Raw genomic sequence first — 16459 nt, forward strand, 5'->3', positions numbered from 1 at the left:
CGACGATAGCGGTATGACAGTCACATTGATATTGACTGACACTCCCTCATCGCGAGCAAGCTCGCTCCCACAGGGGATCAGTGTTGTTGCTGAATTCTCCGTCTTCAAATCGATACAGCGTAGCGAAATCAAGACAAAACCTTTCCCACCCCGCATTTACGGCGTCTGCGCCCACAGCCCTGCTTGTCTGTACTGATTTCAATACGGATGAAATCTCTCGCACTTAATAAAATCACTCCAAACCATTGATTTAAAACAAATAAAAAACCTTGGCACCGCCCTTGCTATCACTCCTCCAACCCCGCTCGTCGCCCCGCCACGAGCCTAAAAACAATAAGGAGTTGATATGAGCCAATTGCGTTTTACCGTCGATCACGAATGGTTGCGCCTTGAGAGCAATGGCCTGGTCACCGTCGGCATCACGGCGTTTGCCCAGCAGGCGCTGGGGGATGTGGTGTTCGTTCAGGTGCCTGAACTGGGCACCTTCGCTGCAGGCGCTGAAGTGTCGGTACTGGAATCGGTGAAGGCCGCCAGCAGCATCGGCATGCCGCTGGACGGTGAAGTGGTCGAGATCAACGCGACGCTCGAGAGTACCCCGGAACTGGTCAACGAAGACCCATTGGGCGAAGGCTGGTTCTTTCGCTTCAAACCGGTCGATGCCCTGGCGCTGAGCGATCTACTGGATCAAGACGCCTATGAACGCCTGACCGCAGAACACGCCGACGCTTGAAGCCCAACCCTTCCACACAAGGACCACACCATGTTCAGCAAGCACGACCAGATCAAAGGCTATGACGACGAACTGCTGGCGGCGATGAGCGCCGAGGATGCGCGGCAGGAACACCACATCGAACTGATCGCCTCGGAAAACTACACCAGCCAGCGGGTGATGGAGGCGCAAGGCAGCGGCCTGACCAACAAGTACGCCGAAGGGTATCCGGGCAAGCGTTACTACGGCGGCTGCGAGCATGTCGATGTGGTCGAGCAACTGGCCATCGACCGCGCCAGGCAGCTGTTCGGCGCCGACTACGCCAACGTCCAGCCCCACTCCGGCAGCCAGGCCAACGCCGCGGTTTATCTGGCCCTGCTGCAAGCCGGCGACACCGTGCTGGGCATGAGCCTGGCCCACGGCGGTCACTTGACCCACGGTGCCAAGGTGAGTTTTTCCGGCAAGCTCTACAACGCGGTGCAATACGGCATCGACACCAAAACAGGGCTGATCGATTACGACGAAGTCGAGCGCCTGGCGGTCGAGCACCAGCCGAAAATGATCATCGCCGGGTTCTCGGCCTATTCGAAGACCCTGGACTTCCCGCGCTTCCGCCAGATCGCCGACAAGGTCGGCGCGTACTTTTTCGTCGACATGGCCCACGTCGCCGGCCTGGTGGCGACCGGTCTGTACCCGAACCCGCTGCCCTACGCCGACGTGGTCACTACCACCACCCACAAGACCCTGCGCGGCCCCCGTGGCGGTCTGATTCTGGCCAAGGCCAATGCTGAACTGGAGAAGAAGCTCAATGCCGCGGTATTCCCCGGCGGCCAGGGCGGCCCGCTGATGCACGTGATCGCCGCCAAGGCCGTGTGCTTCAAAGAAGCGTTGGAACCAGGCTTCAAGACCTATCAGGCGCAAGTGATCCGTAACGCCCAGTCCATGGCGCAGGTGTTTATCGAACGCGGTTATGACGTGGTGTCCGGCGGTACCGACAACCATCTGTTCCTGGTCAGCCTGATCCGCCAGGGCCTCACCGGCAAGGACGCCGACGCCGCCCTCGGGCGTGCCGGCATCACCGTGAACAAGAACGCCGTGCCCAACGATCCGCAATCGCCATTCGTGACCTCCGGCCTGCGCATCGGCACGCCGGCGATCACCAGCCGTGGCTTCAAGGAAGCGCAGAGCATTGCGTTGGCTGGATGGATTTGCGACATCCTCGATCACCTGGGCGATGCCGATATCGAGGCCAATGTCGCACGGCAGGCGGCCGCCCTGTGCGCCGACTTCCCGGTTTACCGCGACTGAGCACACAACACAAAACCCTGTGGGAAAAACCCTGTGGGAGCGAGCTTGCTCGCGATGAGGCCAGTACATCCAGGATTGATGTTGAATGTAAGTCCGCCATCGCGAGCAAGCTCGCTCCCACAGGGGTCTCCCACAGGTTCAGTACCCTGCTGCACAAGGAAAGCATCATGAATGCCATTGTCGAATCGACCGGCAAGAGCCCGGCGAAAGTGGAAATCGGCACCAAACTGCGCGGCGCGGAAAAGGTCGCGCGGATTCCGGTGAAGATCATCCCCACCGAGGAATTGCCGCGCAAACCCGACTGGATTCGTGTACGCATCCCGGTGTCCCCGGAGGTCGACCGGATCAAGCAACTGTTGCGCAAGCACAAGCTGCACAGCGTCTGCGAAGAAGCGTCCTGCCCGAACCTCGGTGAGTGTTTTTCCGGTGGCACCGCGACTTTCATGATCATGGGCGACATCTGCACCCGCCGTTGCCCGTTCTGCGATGTCGGCCATGGCCGGCCCAAGCCGCTGGACGTCAACGAACCGATGAACCTGGCCGTGGCCATCGCCGAGCTGCGCCTGAAGTACGTGGTGATCACCTCGGTGGACCGCGATGATTTGCGCGATGGCGGCGCCCAGCACTTTGTCGATTGCCTGCGCGAGATCCGCAAGCTGTCGCCCGGCGTGCAACTGGAAACCCTGGTGCCGGATTATCGTGGACGCATGGACGTGGCCCTGGCGATCACCGCCAACGAGCCACCGGATGTGTTCAACCACAACCTGGAAACCGTACCGCGCCTGTACAAGGCCGCGCGGCCGGGTTCGGACTTCGAGTGGTCGCTGGACCTGCTGCAGAAATTCAAGCAATCGGTACCCCACGTGCCGACCAAATCCGGCCTGATGCTGGGCCTTGGCGAAACCGACGAGGAAGTCATCGAGGTCATGCAGCGCATGCGCGAACACGACATCGACATGCTGACCCTCGGCCAATACCTGCAACCGTCGCGCAGTCACTTGCCGGTGCAGCGTTTCGTGCATCCCGACACCTTTGCCTGGTTCGCCGAAGAAGGTACGCGCATGGGCTTCAGGAATGTCGCGTCCGGCCCGTTGGTGCGCTCGTCGTATCATGCTGACCAACAACTGCATGGAGGCGGCGACGGTTTCAAGCCATCATGAACAGACTGGTCATGCCTGGAGCCGTTGCCGATGTCTCGTTCACCCTGTCTGTTACTGCTATGCCTGAGCCTCGCCACACCTTGCCTTGCCGATGAGCCGAGGCCCGAGCACATGGTGTATGTGCGCAGCATCGATCCGGGCATCGAGCAGGACATCCGCTATGCCGGCGCCCACAACTTCACCGGGCATGCGCTGGACGGCTATCAGGCGGCGGAGTGTCTGTTGTCGGTAGACGCGACCAAAGCGCTGGGTCGGGTACAAGCGGCACTGAAAGCCGAAGGCTACGGCTTGAAGGTGTTCGACTGCTATCGACCCAAGCGCGCGGTGGCGGACATGGGACGCTTCGCCACCGAGCCCGGCGACCCGCTCAAGACCGAGTTCTATCCACGGGTCGACAAGCAGGACTTCTGGCGCCTGGGTTATGTGGCCCGGGTGTCCAATCATTCCCGGGGCAACACCGTCGACCTGACCCTGATCGGTCCCGACGCCCTGCCTGCCGATACTTGGACGCCTTCCGTCAAACCGGTGGATTGCACGGCGCCTTACGGCCAGCGCTGGCACGACGGTGCGCTCGACATGGGCACCGGTTTCGATTGCTTCGATGAGCAGGCGCACACCGACTCGACGCTGATCAACACCACGGCCAAAGCCAATCGCCAGCGCCTGACCAGTGCCATGGCCAAGGAAGGCTTTGTGGGTTATTCGGCCGAGTGGTGGCACTTCACGTACAGCGGGAATCCGCCGAAGCCGGACGTCATGGACTTCCCCATCATGCCGCTTGCACCATGAACACTCTGCTCAAGGCCCTGTTGATGGCGTTTTTTCCGCTGGCCGCAATGGCCCAGGGACTCGATGGCAGCGATCAACTGATCGTGGTCATCAGTAAAGGCTGGGATGACATCCAGGGTACTGCCCAGCGCTATGAACGGCGCGGCAAGACCTTTGAAAAGTTCGAAGCGCCGTTTGCAGTGGTGCTAGGCAAGAACGGCATGGGCTGGGGCAAGGGGCTGCTCGATATCGGGCAGCCTGAAGGGCCGGTCAAACAGGAAGGCGACGGCAAGGCACCGGCCGGAATGTTCAAGCTGGGCACGGCCTTCGGCTACGAGCCTTCGGCCGAAACCCGCCTGCATTATCTCCCGTTGACGCCAACCATCGAATGCGTGGATGACAGCCAGTCCACGCGTTACAACGAACTGGTCAACGCAGCGGTCGTGGAAAAAGACTGGAGCAGCTCCGAACGGATGCGCCGCTCGGATGAGCTGTACCGCCAAGGCATCGTTATCCAGCACAACACTCCGGCCTCTCCTGCTGCCGGATCGTGCATTTTCTTCCACATCTGGCGCGGTCCCACGGCGCCGACCCGTGGCTGTACGGCCATGGACCCGGCGGATATCGCACGCTTGTTCAACTGGTTGGACCCGGGCAAATCCCCGGTACTGGTGCAACTGCCCGAAGCGCAGTACGAGCAGTTGCGCGAGCGCTGGAGACTGCCGAAGCGCTAACTGGTAAACGCTGAACCTGTGGCGAGGGAGCTTGCTCCCTCGCCACAGGTGCGGGTATTACCCCCGCTCAACCACCACCGCACCCATCGACGGCTTGGCCAGCGCGTAATAGATCACACTCGGCACCAGCAGCCCGACAATCCACGAAATATCCACCCCGCCCAGTTGCGCAACCATTGGTCCTGAGTAGAAATGGGTGTCGACAAACGGCAACTGGATCAACACGCCGATCACATACACGCTGATCCCCAGCACGTTCCAGCGACCGTAGCGCCCTGCCGGGTCGGACAGCGCCGGGATGTCGTAACGCTCCTTGTTGATGAAGTAGTAATCCACCAGGTTGATCGCGCTCCACGGGGTGAAGAACGTCAGCAAAAACAGGATGAAGTACTTGAACGAGTTGAGGAACGAGTACTGCCCCAGCAACGCCAGCGCGGTGGACGCCGCGACGATCAGCAGCACAAACAGCATGCGCTGGCGGGCGGTGATTTCCAGGCGACGACGAAAGCCACTGATGATGGTGGCGATGCACATGAAACTGCCGTAGGCGTTGAGGGTGGACACTGTGACCTTGCCGAAGACAATGCTCAGGTACAGCAGGGACGCGATCACCCCGGTGCTGCCCAGGCCGACAATGGTCGCCACTTCGTGCCCACGGAAATTCGCCCCGGCCAGTGCGGCGGCGAACACCCCCAGCACCATCGAAGTCTGCGCTCCCAGCACCGTGCCGAGGCCGACAGCGGCGAAGGTTTTCCACGACGAAGTCTTGCTCGGCAGGTAGCGCGAGTAGTCCGCCACATAGGGGCCGAAGGCGATCTGCCAGGACGCCGAGAGCGAAACCGCCAGCAGGAAGGTGCTCCAGCCAAAGTGACGATTGTCGAGCAGCAGGCCGATGTCGTTGAGGGTCATCAACCGGGTGAACAGGTAGGCGAAGGCGATGATGCCCAGCACGCTGGCCACCCGCCCGACCAGGTGAATCACCCGATAACCGAAGATCGTCAGGAACGCGATGCACGCCGCGAAAATCAGGATGCCGGTGCTGTCGCTGACACTGATCAACTGCGCGATCGCCTGCCCCGACAACACTGCGCCGGTGGCGCTGAAACCGAGGTACATCAGGCACACCAGGACAATCGGGATCGCCGCGCCGTACACGCCGAACTGCACGCGACTGGAGATCATCTGCGGCAGTCCAAGCTTCGGCCCTTGCGCCGCGTGCAGCGCCACCACGGCACCGCCGAGCACTTGCCCGATCAGCAAACCGATCAGCGACCAGAACACATCGCCGCCCAGCACCACGGCCAGGGCGCCGGTGACGATGGCGGTGATTTGCAGGTTGGCGCCGAGCCACAGGGTGAACTGGCTGTAGAGACTGCCGTGTCGCTCAGCCTCGGGAATGAAATCGATCGAGCGGGTCTCGATCAGGGGACTTCGTTGCGCACTCATGACGATGTTTCCTTTGAGGAACTGTTTTTGTTGTCGGGGATGAACTTAGAAGCTTTTGGTGGCGCTTGCAACGACCGTGGCCGAGCACAGATCGTCATAGCCATACCAGCCACTGCACTCGCTTTTCGTCAGGTCGGTGTCGACATAGCTCAGCCCCCAGGTCACGCCGACAAAGTCGCGGGTCAGCTTGGCTTCCCACTCGTAGTAAGCCTCGCGGTTGTCGCCGTCGGCGGACCAGAAAGCCGGGTCTTTCACATCGTTGCGTCCCACCCGCAGCTCCAGGCCGACTTCGGCCGGCAGCGCGAATTTGTAGCCGACGTAGGTGTAGAGCGTGTCCTGGTCTTCGCCGAAAACGTTAGGCGTGTCGTTCGAGTAATAGGCGCCGAGCTTCACGCCATAGACATCAAGGACGGCGTAGACCTCACTCAAGTTGAATTCGGAATTTTTCGGGTAGTCGTACTTGATGTAGCCAAGGTCCAGGCTGATCGCGTCCGTCGCCTGCCAGTAGTAACCGGCGTAGTACTCAAGCTCCTGCCGGGTATCGAAGCCGCCGCCGAAATCCACGTTGGAGGTCCAGGCGCCGATGTACAGGCCACTGCTGTGCAGCAGCGTTGCGCCGCCCTGTACCGCCGGATCGCCCTGGGTTTGCGAGATGCCCCGGGTGCGGTAGTCGCTGACGATGCCCAGGGTCATGTCCAGACTGAAGTCATCATTGAGGGTCAGGGCCTGGCTGGTCAGGGGGGCCAGTGCGAGTGCGGCGAGGGTCAATGCTGAAAGTGCGTTCATACAGTTCTCTTGTTGTTATGGCGTACGGGGAATTTCAGGCATGGCGATGCCACACCCCTCGCGTGACGAGGGGCTGGCGGTTTTACGTGTGCTGGGTGTTCGCAGGTCAGGACGCGGGGGCGTAGACCTGCTTGCCGGCGAAGAAGGTGTTCAGGACTTTGGTTTCGAACAGGTCGTCATCGCTGACCTTGAACACGTCGCGGTCGAGGATGATCAGGTCAGCCTGCTTGCCCGGTGCCAGCGAACCGATCTGTTGCTCCAGGCGCAGGGTTTTCGCCGCGTTGATGGTGTAGGCGTAGAACATGGTCTGGCGGTCGATGCTTTCCTTGGCATTGAGTACGCCCAACGGACCTTTGCGCGTACTGGCCTGGGCAATGGCGTTGAACGGGTTGGGACTGGACACCGGCCAGTCGCTGCCACCGGCAATCGTTGCGCCAGCGTTATGCAGGGACCGCGCGGGATACTGGTAACCGTAGGCAAAGGCGCTGATGTAAGGCTTGACCAGTTCGACCGTGTAGGACTCACCGGTGGCCCACAGCAGTTGCATCGAGGCGATCACGCCCAGTTCTTTGAAGCGTGGAAACTCCTTTGGGTTGACCAGTTGCAGGTGCGCGATGCTGTGGGGCACGGGCGTCGGGCTGAGCTTGCGCGCATACGCCACGCCATTGAGCGCTTCACGCACCGCGCGATCGCCGACGGCATGCATGTGCACGATCCAGCCGCGTTTTTCCGCCGCCACCACCAGTTCGCCGAAGTGCGCCGGGTCGGTCAGCAACTGACCATTTTTATGGCTGTTCTTGAACGGCACGATGACCGCTGCAGTCTGCCCCGGGAATTCGAGAATGCCGTCGACAAACACCTTGATGCCGGGGAACGTCAGGTTAGGCACGCCCTCGAATTGCTTCATCACAGTGGCAATCACTTCCAGGTCGGCGGGTTTGCTCTTCGGATTGGTGACCATCAACGCGGCGACGTGGGCACTGAGTTCGCCGTTCTGCGCCAGCTCCTTGTACAGCGGCAGCACGCCGACACTTTCTGCGGTGGCATGGAAATCGAACAGCGAATCTTCACTGCCGCCGTTCGCCGCCGCGTCCATCCAGGCAGTGATACCGTATTGGTTGTTGACCCGCACCGCCTCTTTCGCGGCCTTGAGCATGGTCTGGGGGCTGGGCGCAGGAATACCGTTGCGCACCACGTCCCAGCGGGATTCGGCAAAGTAGCCATTAGGGGTGAAGTCCGCTTCATGGCCGATGTAACCGCGCTCTTTCTCCGGTAGGCTTTTCACCAAAGCCGCGTCGATGTTCAGGCGCTTGAGCATCGCGTTGTTGGCCCAACCGGTGTGGCCGTCAATGCCACTGAAAACGATGGGCTGATCGGCCCAGCGTCCCTGGTTGAACAGCTTGCCCAGTTCGCGGCTTTTCTCCCAGTAGGCCGAACTGACCCCGGCCACGCTGATCACATCGCCGGAGCGGGCTCGTCCGGCCTTGTCTTCTTCGATCAACCATTGCTCCAGTTCCGGCAAGGGTTTGACCTCGTCCAGCAGGTTGGCCTTCATGCTGTCGAAGGCGCCCGAGACCGGGTGGCTGTGGGTGTCGATCATGCCTGGCATCAACACCTTGCCGGCCAGGTCGATGCGCTGGGTCTTTGCATCGGCCAGGGCATTGATTTCGGCATCGCTGCCCACTTTCAGAATCTTGCCGTCTTGCACCGCAACAGCCTGCACCAGCGCCTGGCCGGGTTCGGCGGTAAAGACCTTGCCATTGAACAACACCAGGTCAGCGGCGGCCATCGCTTGTACCGAGGACAAGGCCAGCGCGGCGGCCAACAGGTTTGGAATGAATCGCATCGGAACGCTCTCTGGTTTTTATGGGGCGGATCGGGAAGTAACAGCTTGGGAAACCACGTGCGGCGCAATCCCCAGGAACGGCGCCTTGGCCCACACGACCTTGCCGCCGACCAGCGTCAGCAGCACGTCATTGCGGCCCAGTTCCTCCTCGGGCACCTGCATGAAGTTCTTGTCGAGCACGATCAGGTCAGCGAACTTGCCGACTTCGACCGACCCCAACACCGCGTCCAGCTTCAGCTGTTCGGCGGAACTGAGGGTGATGCTGCGCAGCACTTCGGCTCGCGACAACGCCGGATCGGTGTTGAGTCGCCCGGCATACTTGGGGCCATAGCTGTGCGGATTGGTCGGGTCGCCGGAACGGGTGACACCGACTTTCAGCGCCAGGAACTCATCGAGGGGATCGACCGGCCAATCGCTGCCAAACGCCACGCGGCCGCCAGCATGGGCGATGCTGCCCGAGGGTTCCATGCGCGCAAATCGCGCGGCACCAAGGTGATCACTGGTGCCATCGACCGTGGACGGTGCCTGCTGTGCCCACTGGAACGACATGGTGGCCGTGACGTCCAGTGCCTTGAAGCGCGAATAGTCGGCAGGGTCGACAGACTCGGCGTGAGCGATGGCCGGACGGAAATCAGTACCGGGCAGTTCCTTGCGCACGTAGGCGACACTGTCCAGTGCATCCCGCACCGCGCGCTCGCCGGTGGCGTGCAGGTGCGGGTCGAAACCGGCCTTGACCGCTTGCAGCAACAACGGATTGAGCACTTGCGGCGGGAAGTACAGTTCGCCCAGGTTCTTGCCCGGCGTCCATTTCGGCGCCTTGTCGGTGCCGCTGTTGTGCAGGTAGGGGGTCAACATGGCGCCGGTGTCTGCCGGGGCATTGATGATGCCATCCATGAACAGTTTGACGTGACGCATGTTCACGCCCGGCGCCACGTTCACTTCGCCCTGATCGTAAGTGCTGGCCAAAGCCTTGGCCTCGGCGATGGTTTTCACCGGGTCGGCGGCAGCGGCGGCCGGGTCCAGTTTGATCGCCAGCAAGGCCCGGGCGGTCAGCTCGCCGGTCTTTTGCAGGCTGGTGAAGGCTTTGCCGTTTTCAGGTCCCGACAGCGCATCGAAGAAACTGGTGATGCCTTGCTGGCGCATGGCGTCGAGGGCTGCACGAACCTGATTGAGTTTTTCCGCGTCGGTGGCGGGTGGCACCACGGCGGCCAACGATTCGGCGGCACCGTCTTCGCAGATGCCGTTCGGGTTGCCGGCGCTGTCGCGTCGGTATTTGCCGTCTTCGGGGTCGGCGGTGTACTTGTTGATGCCGGCCAGTTCCAGGCCGCGAGAGTTGGTCAGCACGGTGTGGAAGTCGGTGGAGCGCACCTGGATCGGGCGCTTGGTCTTGAGCGCATCCAGGGTCGATTTGTCGGCGTCGCCGTCGAGCCCGGTCATGCCCATGCGGTCCCAGCTGCCGACTTCCAGCCACACGTCCGGGCCCTTGCCCTTGTCGGCATCGAGGCAGGCCTGGATGCTCGCCTGAAACTGCGCGCGGGTCAGGGTCTGGTATTTCAAATCGCACAAGGTCATGGCGCGACCGCCATCGCCGGGGTGCATGTGCGCATCGACGAAGCCCGGCATCAGCATGCGCCCGGCCAGATCGATCAGTTGTGTTTGCTTGCCGATGTAGGCGTCGACCCCGGCATCGCTGCCGATATAGACGATCTTGCCGCCCGAAATGGCAATGGCCTGCTGTACGGAATCCTGGCCATCGACGGTGTAGACGTAGCCATTGCGCATGACCGTGTCGGCGGGTGTCGCCGCCAACGCCATGCAGGAAAACGCCGTTGTCGACGCAACGGCGATGAACAACCTGGAAAGTCTCAAATGCCTCACCCCTGTTCTTATTGTTTTGAAGCGGCCCGAAGCGATTGCGCCAGCCCCTGATAGACAGGGCCTACCCTATAGGGCGCAGCGTTCGAATGGACCTCTGCAAATGAGGAGGGGTAAGGCAAATAATTGAAACCGCTGGGATTAATCCCGGCGCACGGACTCCGCCAGCGCACCCGGCGAACGCAGGGCCGAGCCCAGTTCCACCTTGCTTTTCACACCGAGTTGCAAGTAGCAGTTACGCAAATAGGTGCGCACGGTCGCGGGGCTCAGGGCGAGCATTTTGGCGATTTCCTTGTAGGAGTGCCCGGCGGCGAACAGCATCGCCGCCGTGCGTTCCCGTGGTGCCAGGCCGTCCCCGCCCGACGRTGCTTCCAGGGACAGGATGACATGTCCGGCGTTGGGGCTCAGGGTCAGGGCGCAGCGGCCCAGGCGGATCACGCAGGGCGCCTTCGACAGTTGCGCGATCACCTCGCCCGGCAGCATTGAACCGCTCCAGCCGGGCAGTTCGCGTTGAATGGCGGCGCACAACCTGGCGCCTACATACAGCAGTCTGCCGTCCATGCGCGCCACACCAAAATCACTCGCGCCGTTTTCGCTGTCGAAGCGAATCATGTCCTGCACCTGGAACCGCCACAGCTGGAACAGGTGATCGCAGAATGCCGAAAACAGCTCGGCTTCGCTCTCCTCGAACGCCTGTTCATGCTGGTCACGGTAGAGACAAACGAAAAACATCAAGCCGCTTTCGGGCAGCTCATAGGTGATGCTCATCAAGTGGTAGAGATCGTAGCGCCGGGCGAAATCATTGACCGCTTCGCACGGGTCGTTGAAACCGTTGTCGCGCACCACCTCACCGGGACGGTTGAGCGTGGCGTGGGAGAACTGATCGTTTGCCGCCACCGGATGCCATTCGGCGGCAAAGGATTCGGGGAGATTGATGCTGCCGTGCATCCAGCTCTGGGGGGGAACATCAGGACCTGGCGTCGACATCTCGCCCCACCAGGCGGACGCAAAGGGCACCAGTTGACCGAATGCCTGCAGGCCATCGGCGATGAATCGCGACGCCCCGCTCTCCCGCGCCAGCCGGCCCAGGTGCAATACGCAATGATTGAACGCCTTCAGCGTGGTCAGCGACCTGTTGTCGTCGACCTTGTTTCCCTCCTCCATCGTTGCGATCCCGTTCACTGCATGGTCTGGTGTTTCGACGATGCCATAGCGTCGGGAATGGCGTCCAGCTTGCCGTGACATCAATAGTTACAAACAGCCCGCTCCCACGGGGTAAATGGGCGTATGCAAAATCGGCCAGCGACTGAAATTACTGTGGGAGTGAACCTGCTCGCGGTAGCGGCGGGTCAGCCGACACCGATGCTGGCTGTAATGACGCCATCGCGAGCAAGCTCGCACACAGGGTTGGTAGGTGTACGCAACATCTGCGAGCAACCGGGATTACTGTGGGAGCGAGCCTGCTCGCGAAGGCAGTGGGTCAGCCAGCATCAATGTTGAATGTGCTGGCCTCATCGCGGGCAAGCCCGCTCCCACAGGGGAATGTTGTGGTTTCAGAAGTGGATGTCCTTGGCCGGTATCACATCGATCCGCGCCACGGAACCGGTCAGGTGCGCCAGGTCCTTGTTGTGCTCGGCAATGATGTCTTCGGCGCTGAGGTTGCCGTTGTCGACGGTGGAATGGGCGTCGCCCGCCAGCACCACGTCGTAGCCCAGTTTCAGCGCCTGGCGCACGGTGGCGTTGACGCAGTAATCAGTCTGCAGGCCGCAGATGACCAGGCGCTCGAAGTCCTCTTCCGGTAACAATTTTTGCAGATTGGTCTGGTAGAACGAATCCCCGGTGGTCTTGCGCACGCGATGGTCCTTGGGCGAGGTTTGCAGCCCTTCGGCCAGTTGCCAGCCGGCAGCGCCATGGGCCAGCGGGCTGCCCGTTTCTTCGTGCTGGATCAGTACCACGGGCACGCCGGCCTCACGCGCCCGGGCAGAAAGGTCATTGATGGTGTTGATGACCCGTCCAATCTCGAAGCACTCGTACTCACCGGAACACAAAGCCTGTTGAACGTCGATGATTAACAACGCAGTGGTCATGATTTCCTTCCTTGATATGCCGAGTGATCAGGGGACGAACATAAGCCCGTCCCCCTCCAGACACAACCCTCAATAACCCAGCGACAACCCGGTGTTACGCCGTGGGTCGTTCGCTCCGTAGAAACGGTTCTTGCCGACCGGTTTGCCGCCCAGGGACGGCGCGCCGACCAGGATCGCCGCCAGGTGGTTGGGATCCTGTGGACCTGCGAACTTGTGCCCCCAGCTTTCGAGGATTTTCACCGTGTCCGGGCTGGTGGTGAAAGCTTCCAGGTTGGTTTCCTCCGGCAGCCACTGCTGGTGGAACCGCGGTGCATCCACCGCTTCCTGGATGTTCATGCCGTAGTCGATCACGTTGAGCATGGTCAGCAAGGTCGCGGTGATGATCCGGCTGCCACCCGGCGTACCGACCACCATCACCACTTTGCCGTCCTTGGTGACGATGGTCGGGCTCATGGACGACAACGGCGCCTTGCCGGGGGCGATGGCGTTGGCCTCGCCCTGCACCAGGCCGTACATGTTCGGCACGCCGATCTTCGAGGTGAAGTCGTCCATTTCATCGTTGAGGATGACCCCGGTCTTGCTCGCCATCACGCCGGCACCGAACCAGTCGTTGAGGGTGTAGGTCACCGACACCGCGTTGCCCCACTTGTCGACGATGGAGTAATGGGTGGTGTTGTTGCCTTCATGGGGCGCTACACCGGGCTTGAGTTCGCTGGATACCGCGGCTTTTTGCGGCTTGATCGCGTCGCGCAGCTTGGTCGCGTAGTTTTTATCCAACAGGTGGGCAATCGGGTTCTTCACGAAATCCGGGTCACCCAGGTAGCTGTTGCGGTCCACATAGGCGTGGCGCATCGCCTCGATCTGATAGTGCATGCCCTGGGCCGAGTGGTAGCCCAGATCCTTCATCGGATAACCTTCGAGGATATTCATGATCTCGCAGATCACCACGCCGCCGGAGCTCGGTGGCGGTGCCGAAACCACGTGGTAGCCACGGTAGTCGCACTCGATGGGCGCCAGTTCGCGGGTCTTGTATTTGTCGAGGTCGGCCTGGGTAATGATGCCCTTGTTGGCCTGGCTGGAGGTGACGATGGCATCGGCCACCCAGCCTTTATAGAAACCGTCGGCGCCTTTCTCGGAGATCTCCCGCAAGGTCTTGCTCAAGTCCTTTTGCACCAGTTTCTGGCCGACCTGCATCGGCTCGCCTTTGCTCAAGAAGATCGAGCCGGAATCCTTCATGTCCTTCTTGAACATGTCGGTGGCGTAGTCCAGCAGATCGACGTCGCCCTGCTCCAGTTCAAAACCGTCTTCAGCCAGCTTGATGGCCGGGGCGATGATTTCCTTGCGCGGCTTGGTGCCGTACTTGGACAGCGCCAACTCCATGCCCGAAACGGTGCCCGGCACGCCCACGGCCAGGTGGCCACGGGTACTCAGATCAGGGACGACGTTGCCCGCCTTGTCCAGGTACATGTTGGCGGTTGCGGCCAGCGGCGCTTTTTCACGGAAGTCGAGGAAGGTCTTGCGCCCGTCCGCCAGTTGAATGGTCATGAAACCACCGCCACCGAGGTTGCCTGCCGCGGGGTACACCACCGCCAGCGCATAGCCGACCGCGACCGCCGCATCCACGGCGTTGCCTCCTTTCTTCAGCACATCCACGCCCACATGGCTGGCCAGGTGCTGGGCCGTGACCACCATGCCGTTTTCCCCGGTAGCCGGGGCCACGGAGGCGGCGTGAGCAGTCAGACAGCTGAGTGCCAATGAGGTCGCAATCAGCGATTTGGCAAAAGGTTCGTACTTCATGAGTCGGTCTCTTCTTGTTATTACGTAGGAAAACGCTTCAAAAGCCGTAGCCAAGTATGGTCGGGATTACGGTTTGCGCCTCCCCGTCGAGACAGTATCCTTTACGCCTGTTGAGCAATTTTGCGCGAGCCCTGGCATGACCTATACCTGCACCACCGTGGCTTCACCCGTGGGCCAGTTGAAGCTGGTCGCGAACGGTTCGCGACTGGCGGCCATCCTCTGGGAAAACGACAAACCCGGTCGGGTGCGCCTGGGGCCGATGAGCGAAGCGCCGGACAACCCGATCCTGGTGCACACGGCTGCGCAGTTGCGCGAATATTTTTCCGGCACCCGCGATCACTTCGAACTGGAACTGGATTTTGCCGGCACGGAATTTCAGAAGAAGGTCTGGACGGCGCTGCTGACCATCCCGTTCGGCGAGACCCGCAGCTACAGCCAGATCGCCGAACAGATCGGCAACCCGGCGGCGGTAAGGGCAGTGGGTGCGGCGAATGGCAAGAACCCGATCTCGATCGTGGCGCCGTGTCACCGGGTAATTGGCGCGTCGGGCAAGCTCACCGGGTTTGCCGGGGGGCTTGAGGCGAAGGAGTTGTTGCTGACGCTGGAGGGCGGGCAATGGCCCGGCACGGCACGCCTGCCAGGCTTTTGATCATGCTTGGGCGAAGAGGTTTTTCATCGCCGCATACTGCAACAGCATGATGGTCTTGGCGTCGCAGATTTCGCCGCGGTAGAACGCTTCGAGCGCGTCCTCGAACGCCCACTCCAGCACTTCCAGCTCTTCGGTTTCCGCCTCCAGTCCACCACCGTCGCTGACTTTCGACTTCGCGTCGTACTCGGCAATGAAAAAGTGCAGCTTTTCCGTCACCGAACCCGGGCTCATGTACGCCTCGAACACCTTCTGCACATGGTGCACGCGATAACCGGTCTCTTCCTCGGCTTCATCGCGGATGCGATCTTCAGGCGCCGCGCCTTCCAGCAGCCCAGCTGCCACTTCGATCAACAGGCCATCGTGGCCGTTGACGAACACCGGCAGGCGAAACTGCCGGGTCAGTACCACGGTTCTCTTTTCGCGGTTGTACAAGAGAATCGCCGCGCCATTGCCACGGTCGTAGACTTCCCGGGTCTGGCGTTGCCACTCGCCGTTGTTGCGTTGGTAATCGAAGGTGATTTTCCTGAGCAGGTACCAGTCGTGGGACAACACCTGGGACTCAAGGATGTTGACCCGCTCGGCCGTGTTCGACATGACAACGCGTCCTGTTATTTGTCTGAGGGTCCACATGTTAAGTGAAAACGAACGGCACTTGTCCCCTCAAGCAAGCTGCGCGTTGGCGACGGTTCAACTTTTCCGGGGATGGAACAATCGCTGCGACCGGGATAGGCTGCGGCTTCCATGCCATAAGGATATAGCCATGAACCTGCGTATCGAACTGTCGCAAAACCCCACGGAAGAACAACGCCTGGCCATCCTCAAGCCATTGCGCGCGTACAACGGCTCGAAGGCCGAAGGTAACGTACCTGAGCACATCGCCTTGCTGGTGCGCGACGACAACGACGAGATCCTCGGCGGCCTGCATGGCCGATTGTTTTACCAGTGGCTGTACGTCGACTTGCTGGTGGTGCCGGAACAGGCACGGGGACAGGGCCTGGGTTCGAAACTGATGCAGATGGCCGAGGACCTGGCGCGGGAACGACGCTGCGTCGGGCTGTGGCTCGACACCTTTGAATTCCAGGCGCCGGAGTTCTACAAGAAATGCGGCTACAGCGAGATCGGGCACATTGCCGATTACCCGCCAGGCCACAAGCACTTCTTCTTCCAGAAGCGCCTGAGCTACTGACCAGCACACAAAACCACTGTAGGAGCGAGCCTGCTCGCGATGGCGGACTGTCATTCAACATTGATGTCGACTGACTTACCGCTATCGCGAGCAGGCTCGCTCCTACAG

At 61.1% G+C, this 16459-nt stretch carries 15 protein-coding genes; 7 read left to right on the forward strand and 8 right to left on the reverse strand.

Annotation, left to right across the window (positions count from 1 at the left end; all coding sequences use genetic code 11):
• Positions 1-346 precede the first annotated feature (346 nt).
• The 5 genes from gcvH to AC1DU9_RS27345 all read left to right on the forward strand — a co-directional run bounded on the left by gcvH (position 347) and on the right by AC1DU9_RS27345 (position 4679).
• Positions 347-730 (forward strand): glycine cleavage system protein GcvH, encoded by a 384-nt coding sequence (gene gcvH / locus AC1DU9_RS27325; RefSeq protein WP_477811060.1) that lies wholly within the window; start codon positions 347-349, stop codon positions 728-730.
• A 30-nt stretch (positions 731-760) separates the two neighbouring features.
• The gene (gene glyA / locus AC1DU9_RS27330) at positions 761-2017 is read left to right on the forward strand and encodes a serine hydroxymethyltransferase (protein WP_477811061.1); all 1257 of its coding nucleotides are present in this window, start codon (positions 761-763) and stop codon (positions 2015-2017) included.
• A 167-nt stretch (positions 2018-2184) separates the two neighbouring features.
• On the forward strand, positions 2185-3177 hold the full coding sequence (gene lipA / locus AC1DU9_RS27335) for a lipoyl synthase (RefSeq protein ID WP_477811062.1): 993 nt from the start codon (positions 2185-2187) through the stop codon (positions 3175-3177).
• Positions 3178-3207: 30 nt separating this feature from the next.
• A complete protein-coding gene (locus tag AC1DU9_RS27340) occupies positions 3208-3966 on the forward strand; it encodes a M15 family metallopeptidase (protein ID WP_477811063.1) in 759 nt (252 codons plus the stop codon).
• Entirely contained in the window at positions 3963-4679 is a 717-nt protein-coding gene (locus AC1DU9_RS27345) for a L,D-transpeptidase family protein (RefSeq protein ID WP_477811064.1), read from the forward strand. The genes AC1DU9_RS27340 and AC1DU9_RS27345 overlap by 4 nt, the downstream gene beginning before the upstream one ends.
• A gap of 57 nt (positions 4680-4736) precedes the next feature.
• Here the strand turns inward: AC1DU9_RS27345 and AC1DU9_RS27350 are convergent, their stop codons facing one another.
• The 7 genes from AC1DU9_RS27350 to ggt form a co-directional block, all read right to left on the reverse strand.
• On the reverse strand, positions 4737-6125 hold the full coding sequence (locus tag AC1DU9_RS27350) for a purine-cytosine permease family protein (RefSeq protein ID WP_223461630.1): 1389 nt from the start codon (positions 6123-6125) through the stop codon (positions 4737-4739).
• 45 nt (positions 6126-6170) lie between these two features.
• Positions 6171-6911: a TorF family putative porin gene (locus AC1DU9_RS27355; RefSeq protein WP_223461627.1), complete on the reverse strand. Its 741-nt coding sequence runs from the start codon at positions 6909-6911 to the stop codon at positions 6171-6173.
• Positions 6912-7017: 106 nt separating this feature from the next.
• A complete protein-coding gene (locus AC1DU9_RS27360) occupies positions 7018-8757 on the reverse strand; it encodes an amidohydrolase (protein WP_477811065.1) in 1740 nt (579 codons plus the stop codon).
• An 18-nt stretch (positions 8758-8775) separates the two neighbouring features.
• Complete coding sequence (locus AC1DU9_RS27365; RefSeq protein WP_477811067.1) at positions 8776-10572, reverse strand: amidohydrolase; 1797 nt, start codon at positions 10570-10572, stop codon at positions 8776-8778.
• A gap of 201 nt (positions 10573-10773) precedes the next feature.
• On the reverse strand, positions 10774-11796 hold the full coding sequence (locus AC1DU9_RS27370; RefSeq protein WP_477811066.1) for a helix-turn-helix transcriptional regulator: 1023 nt from the start codon (positions 11794-11796) through the stop codon (positions 10774-10776).
• 389 nt (positions 11797-12185) lie between these two features.
• Positions 12186-12719, reverse strand: a complete 534-nt coding sequence (locus tag AC1DU9_RS27375) for a cysteine hydrolase family protein (RefSeq protein ID WP_223461621.1) — start codon at positions 12717-12719, stop codon at positions 12186-12188.
• Positions 12720-12788: 69 nt separating this feature from the next.
• The gene (gene ggt / locus AC1DU9_RS27380) at positions 12789-14516 is read right to left on the reverse strand and encodes a gamma-glutamyltransferase (RefSeq protein WP_223461619.1); all 1728 of its coding nucleotides are present in this window, start codon (positions 14514-14516) and stop codon (positions 12789-12791) included.
• Positions 14517-14652: 136 nt separating this feature from the next.
• Between ggt and AC1DU9_RS27385 the strand changes: the two genes are divergently transcribed.
• Positions 14653-15165 (forward strand): methylated-DNA--[protein]-cysteine S-methyltransferase, encoded by a 513-nt coding sequence (locus tag AC1DU9_RS27385; RefSeq protein ID WP_223461617.1) that lies wholly within the window; start codon positions 14653-14655, stop codon positions 15163-15165.
• On the opposite strand, the gene AC1DU9_RS27390 is transcribed toward AC1DU9_RS27385, so the two are convergent.
• Positions 15166-15759 (reverse strand): NUDIX domain-containing protein, encoded by a 594-nt coding sequence (locus tag AC1DU9_RS27390; RefSeq protein ID WP_223461615.1) that lies wholly within the window; start codon positions 15757-15759, stop codon positions 15166-15168.
• Positions 15760-15925: 166 nt separating this feature from the next.
• Here AC1DU9_RS27390 and AC1DU9_RS27395 point away from each other — a divergent pair, with 166 nt between their 5' ends.
• Positions 15926-16351: a GNAT family N-acetyltransferase gene (locus AC1DU9_RS27395; protein ID WP_223461613.1), complete on the forward strand. Its 426-nt coding sequence runs from the start codon at positions 15926-15928 to the stop codon at positions 16349-16351.
• The last annotated feature ends 108 nt before the right edge of the window (positions 16352-16459 follow it).

The sequence above is a fragment of the Pseudomonas sp. P4_C1 genome, from assembly GCF_056402155.1.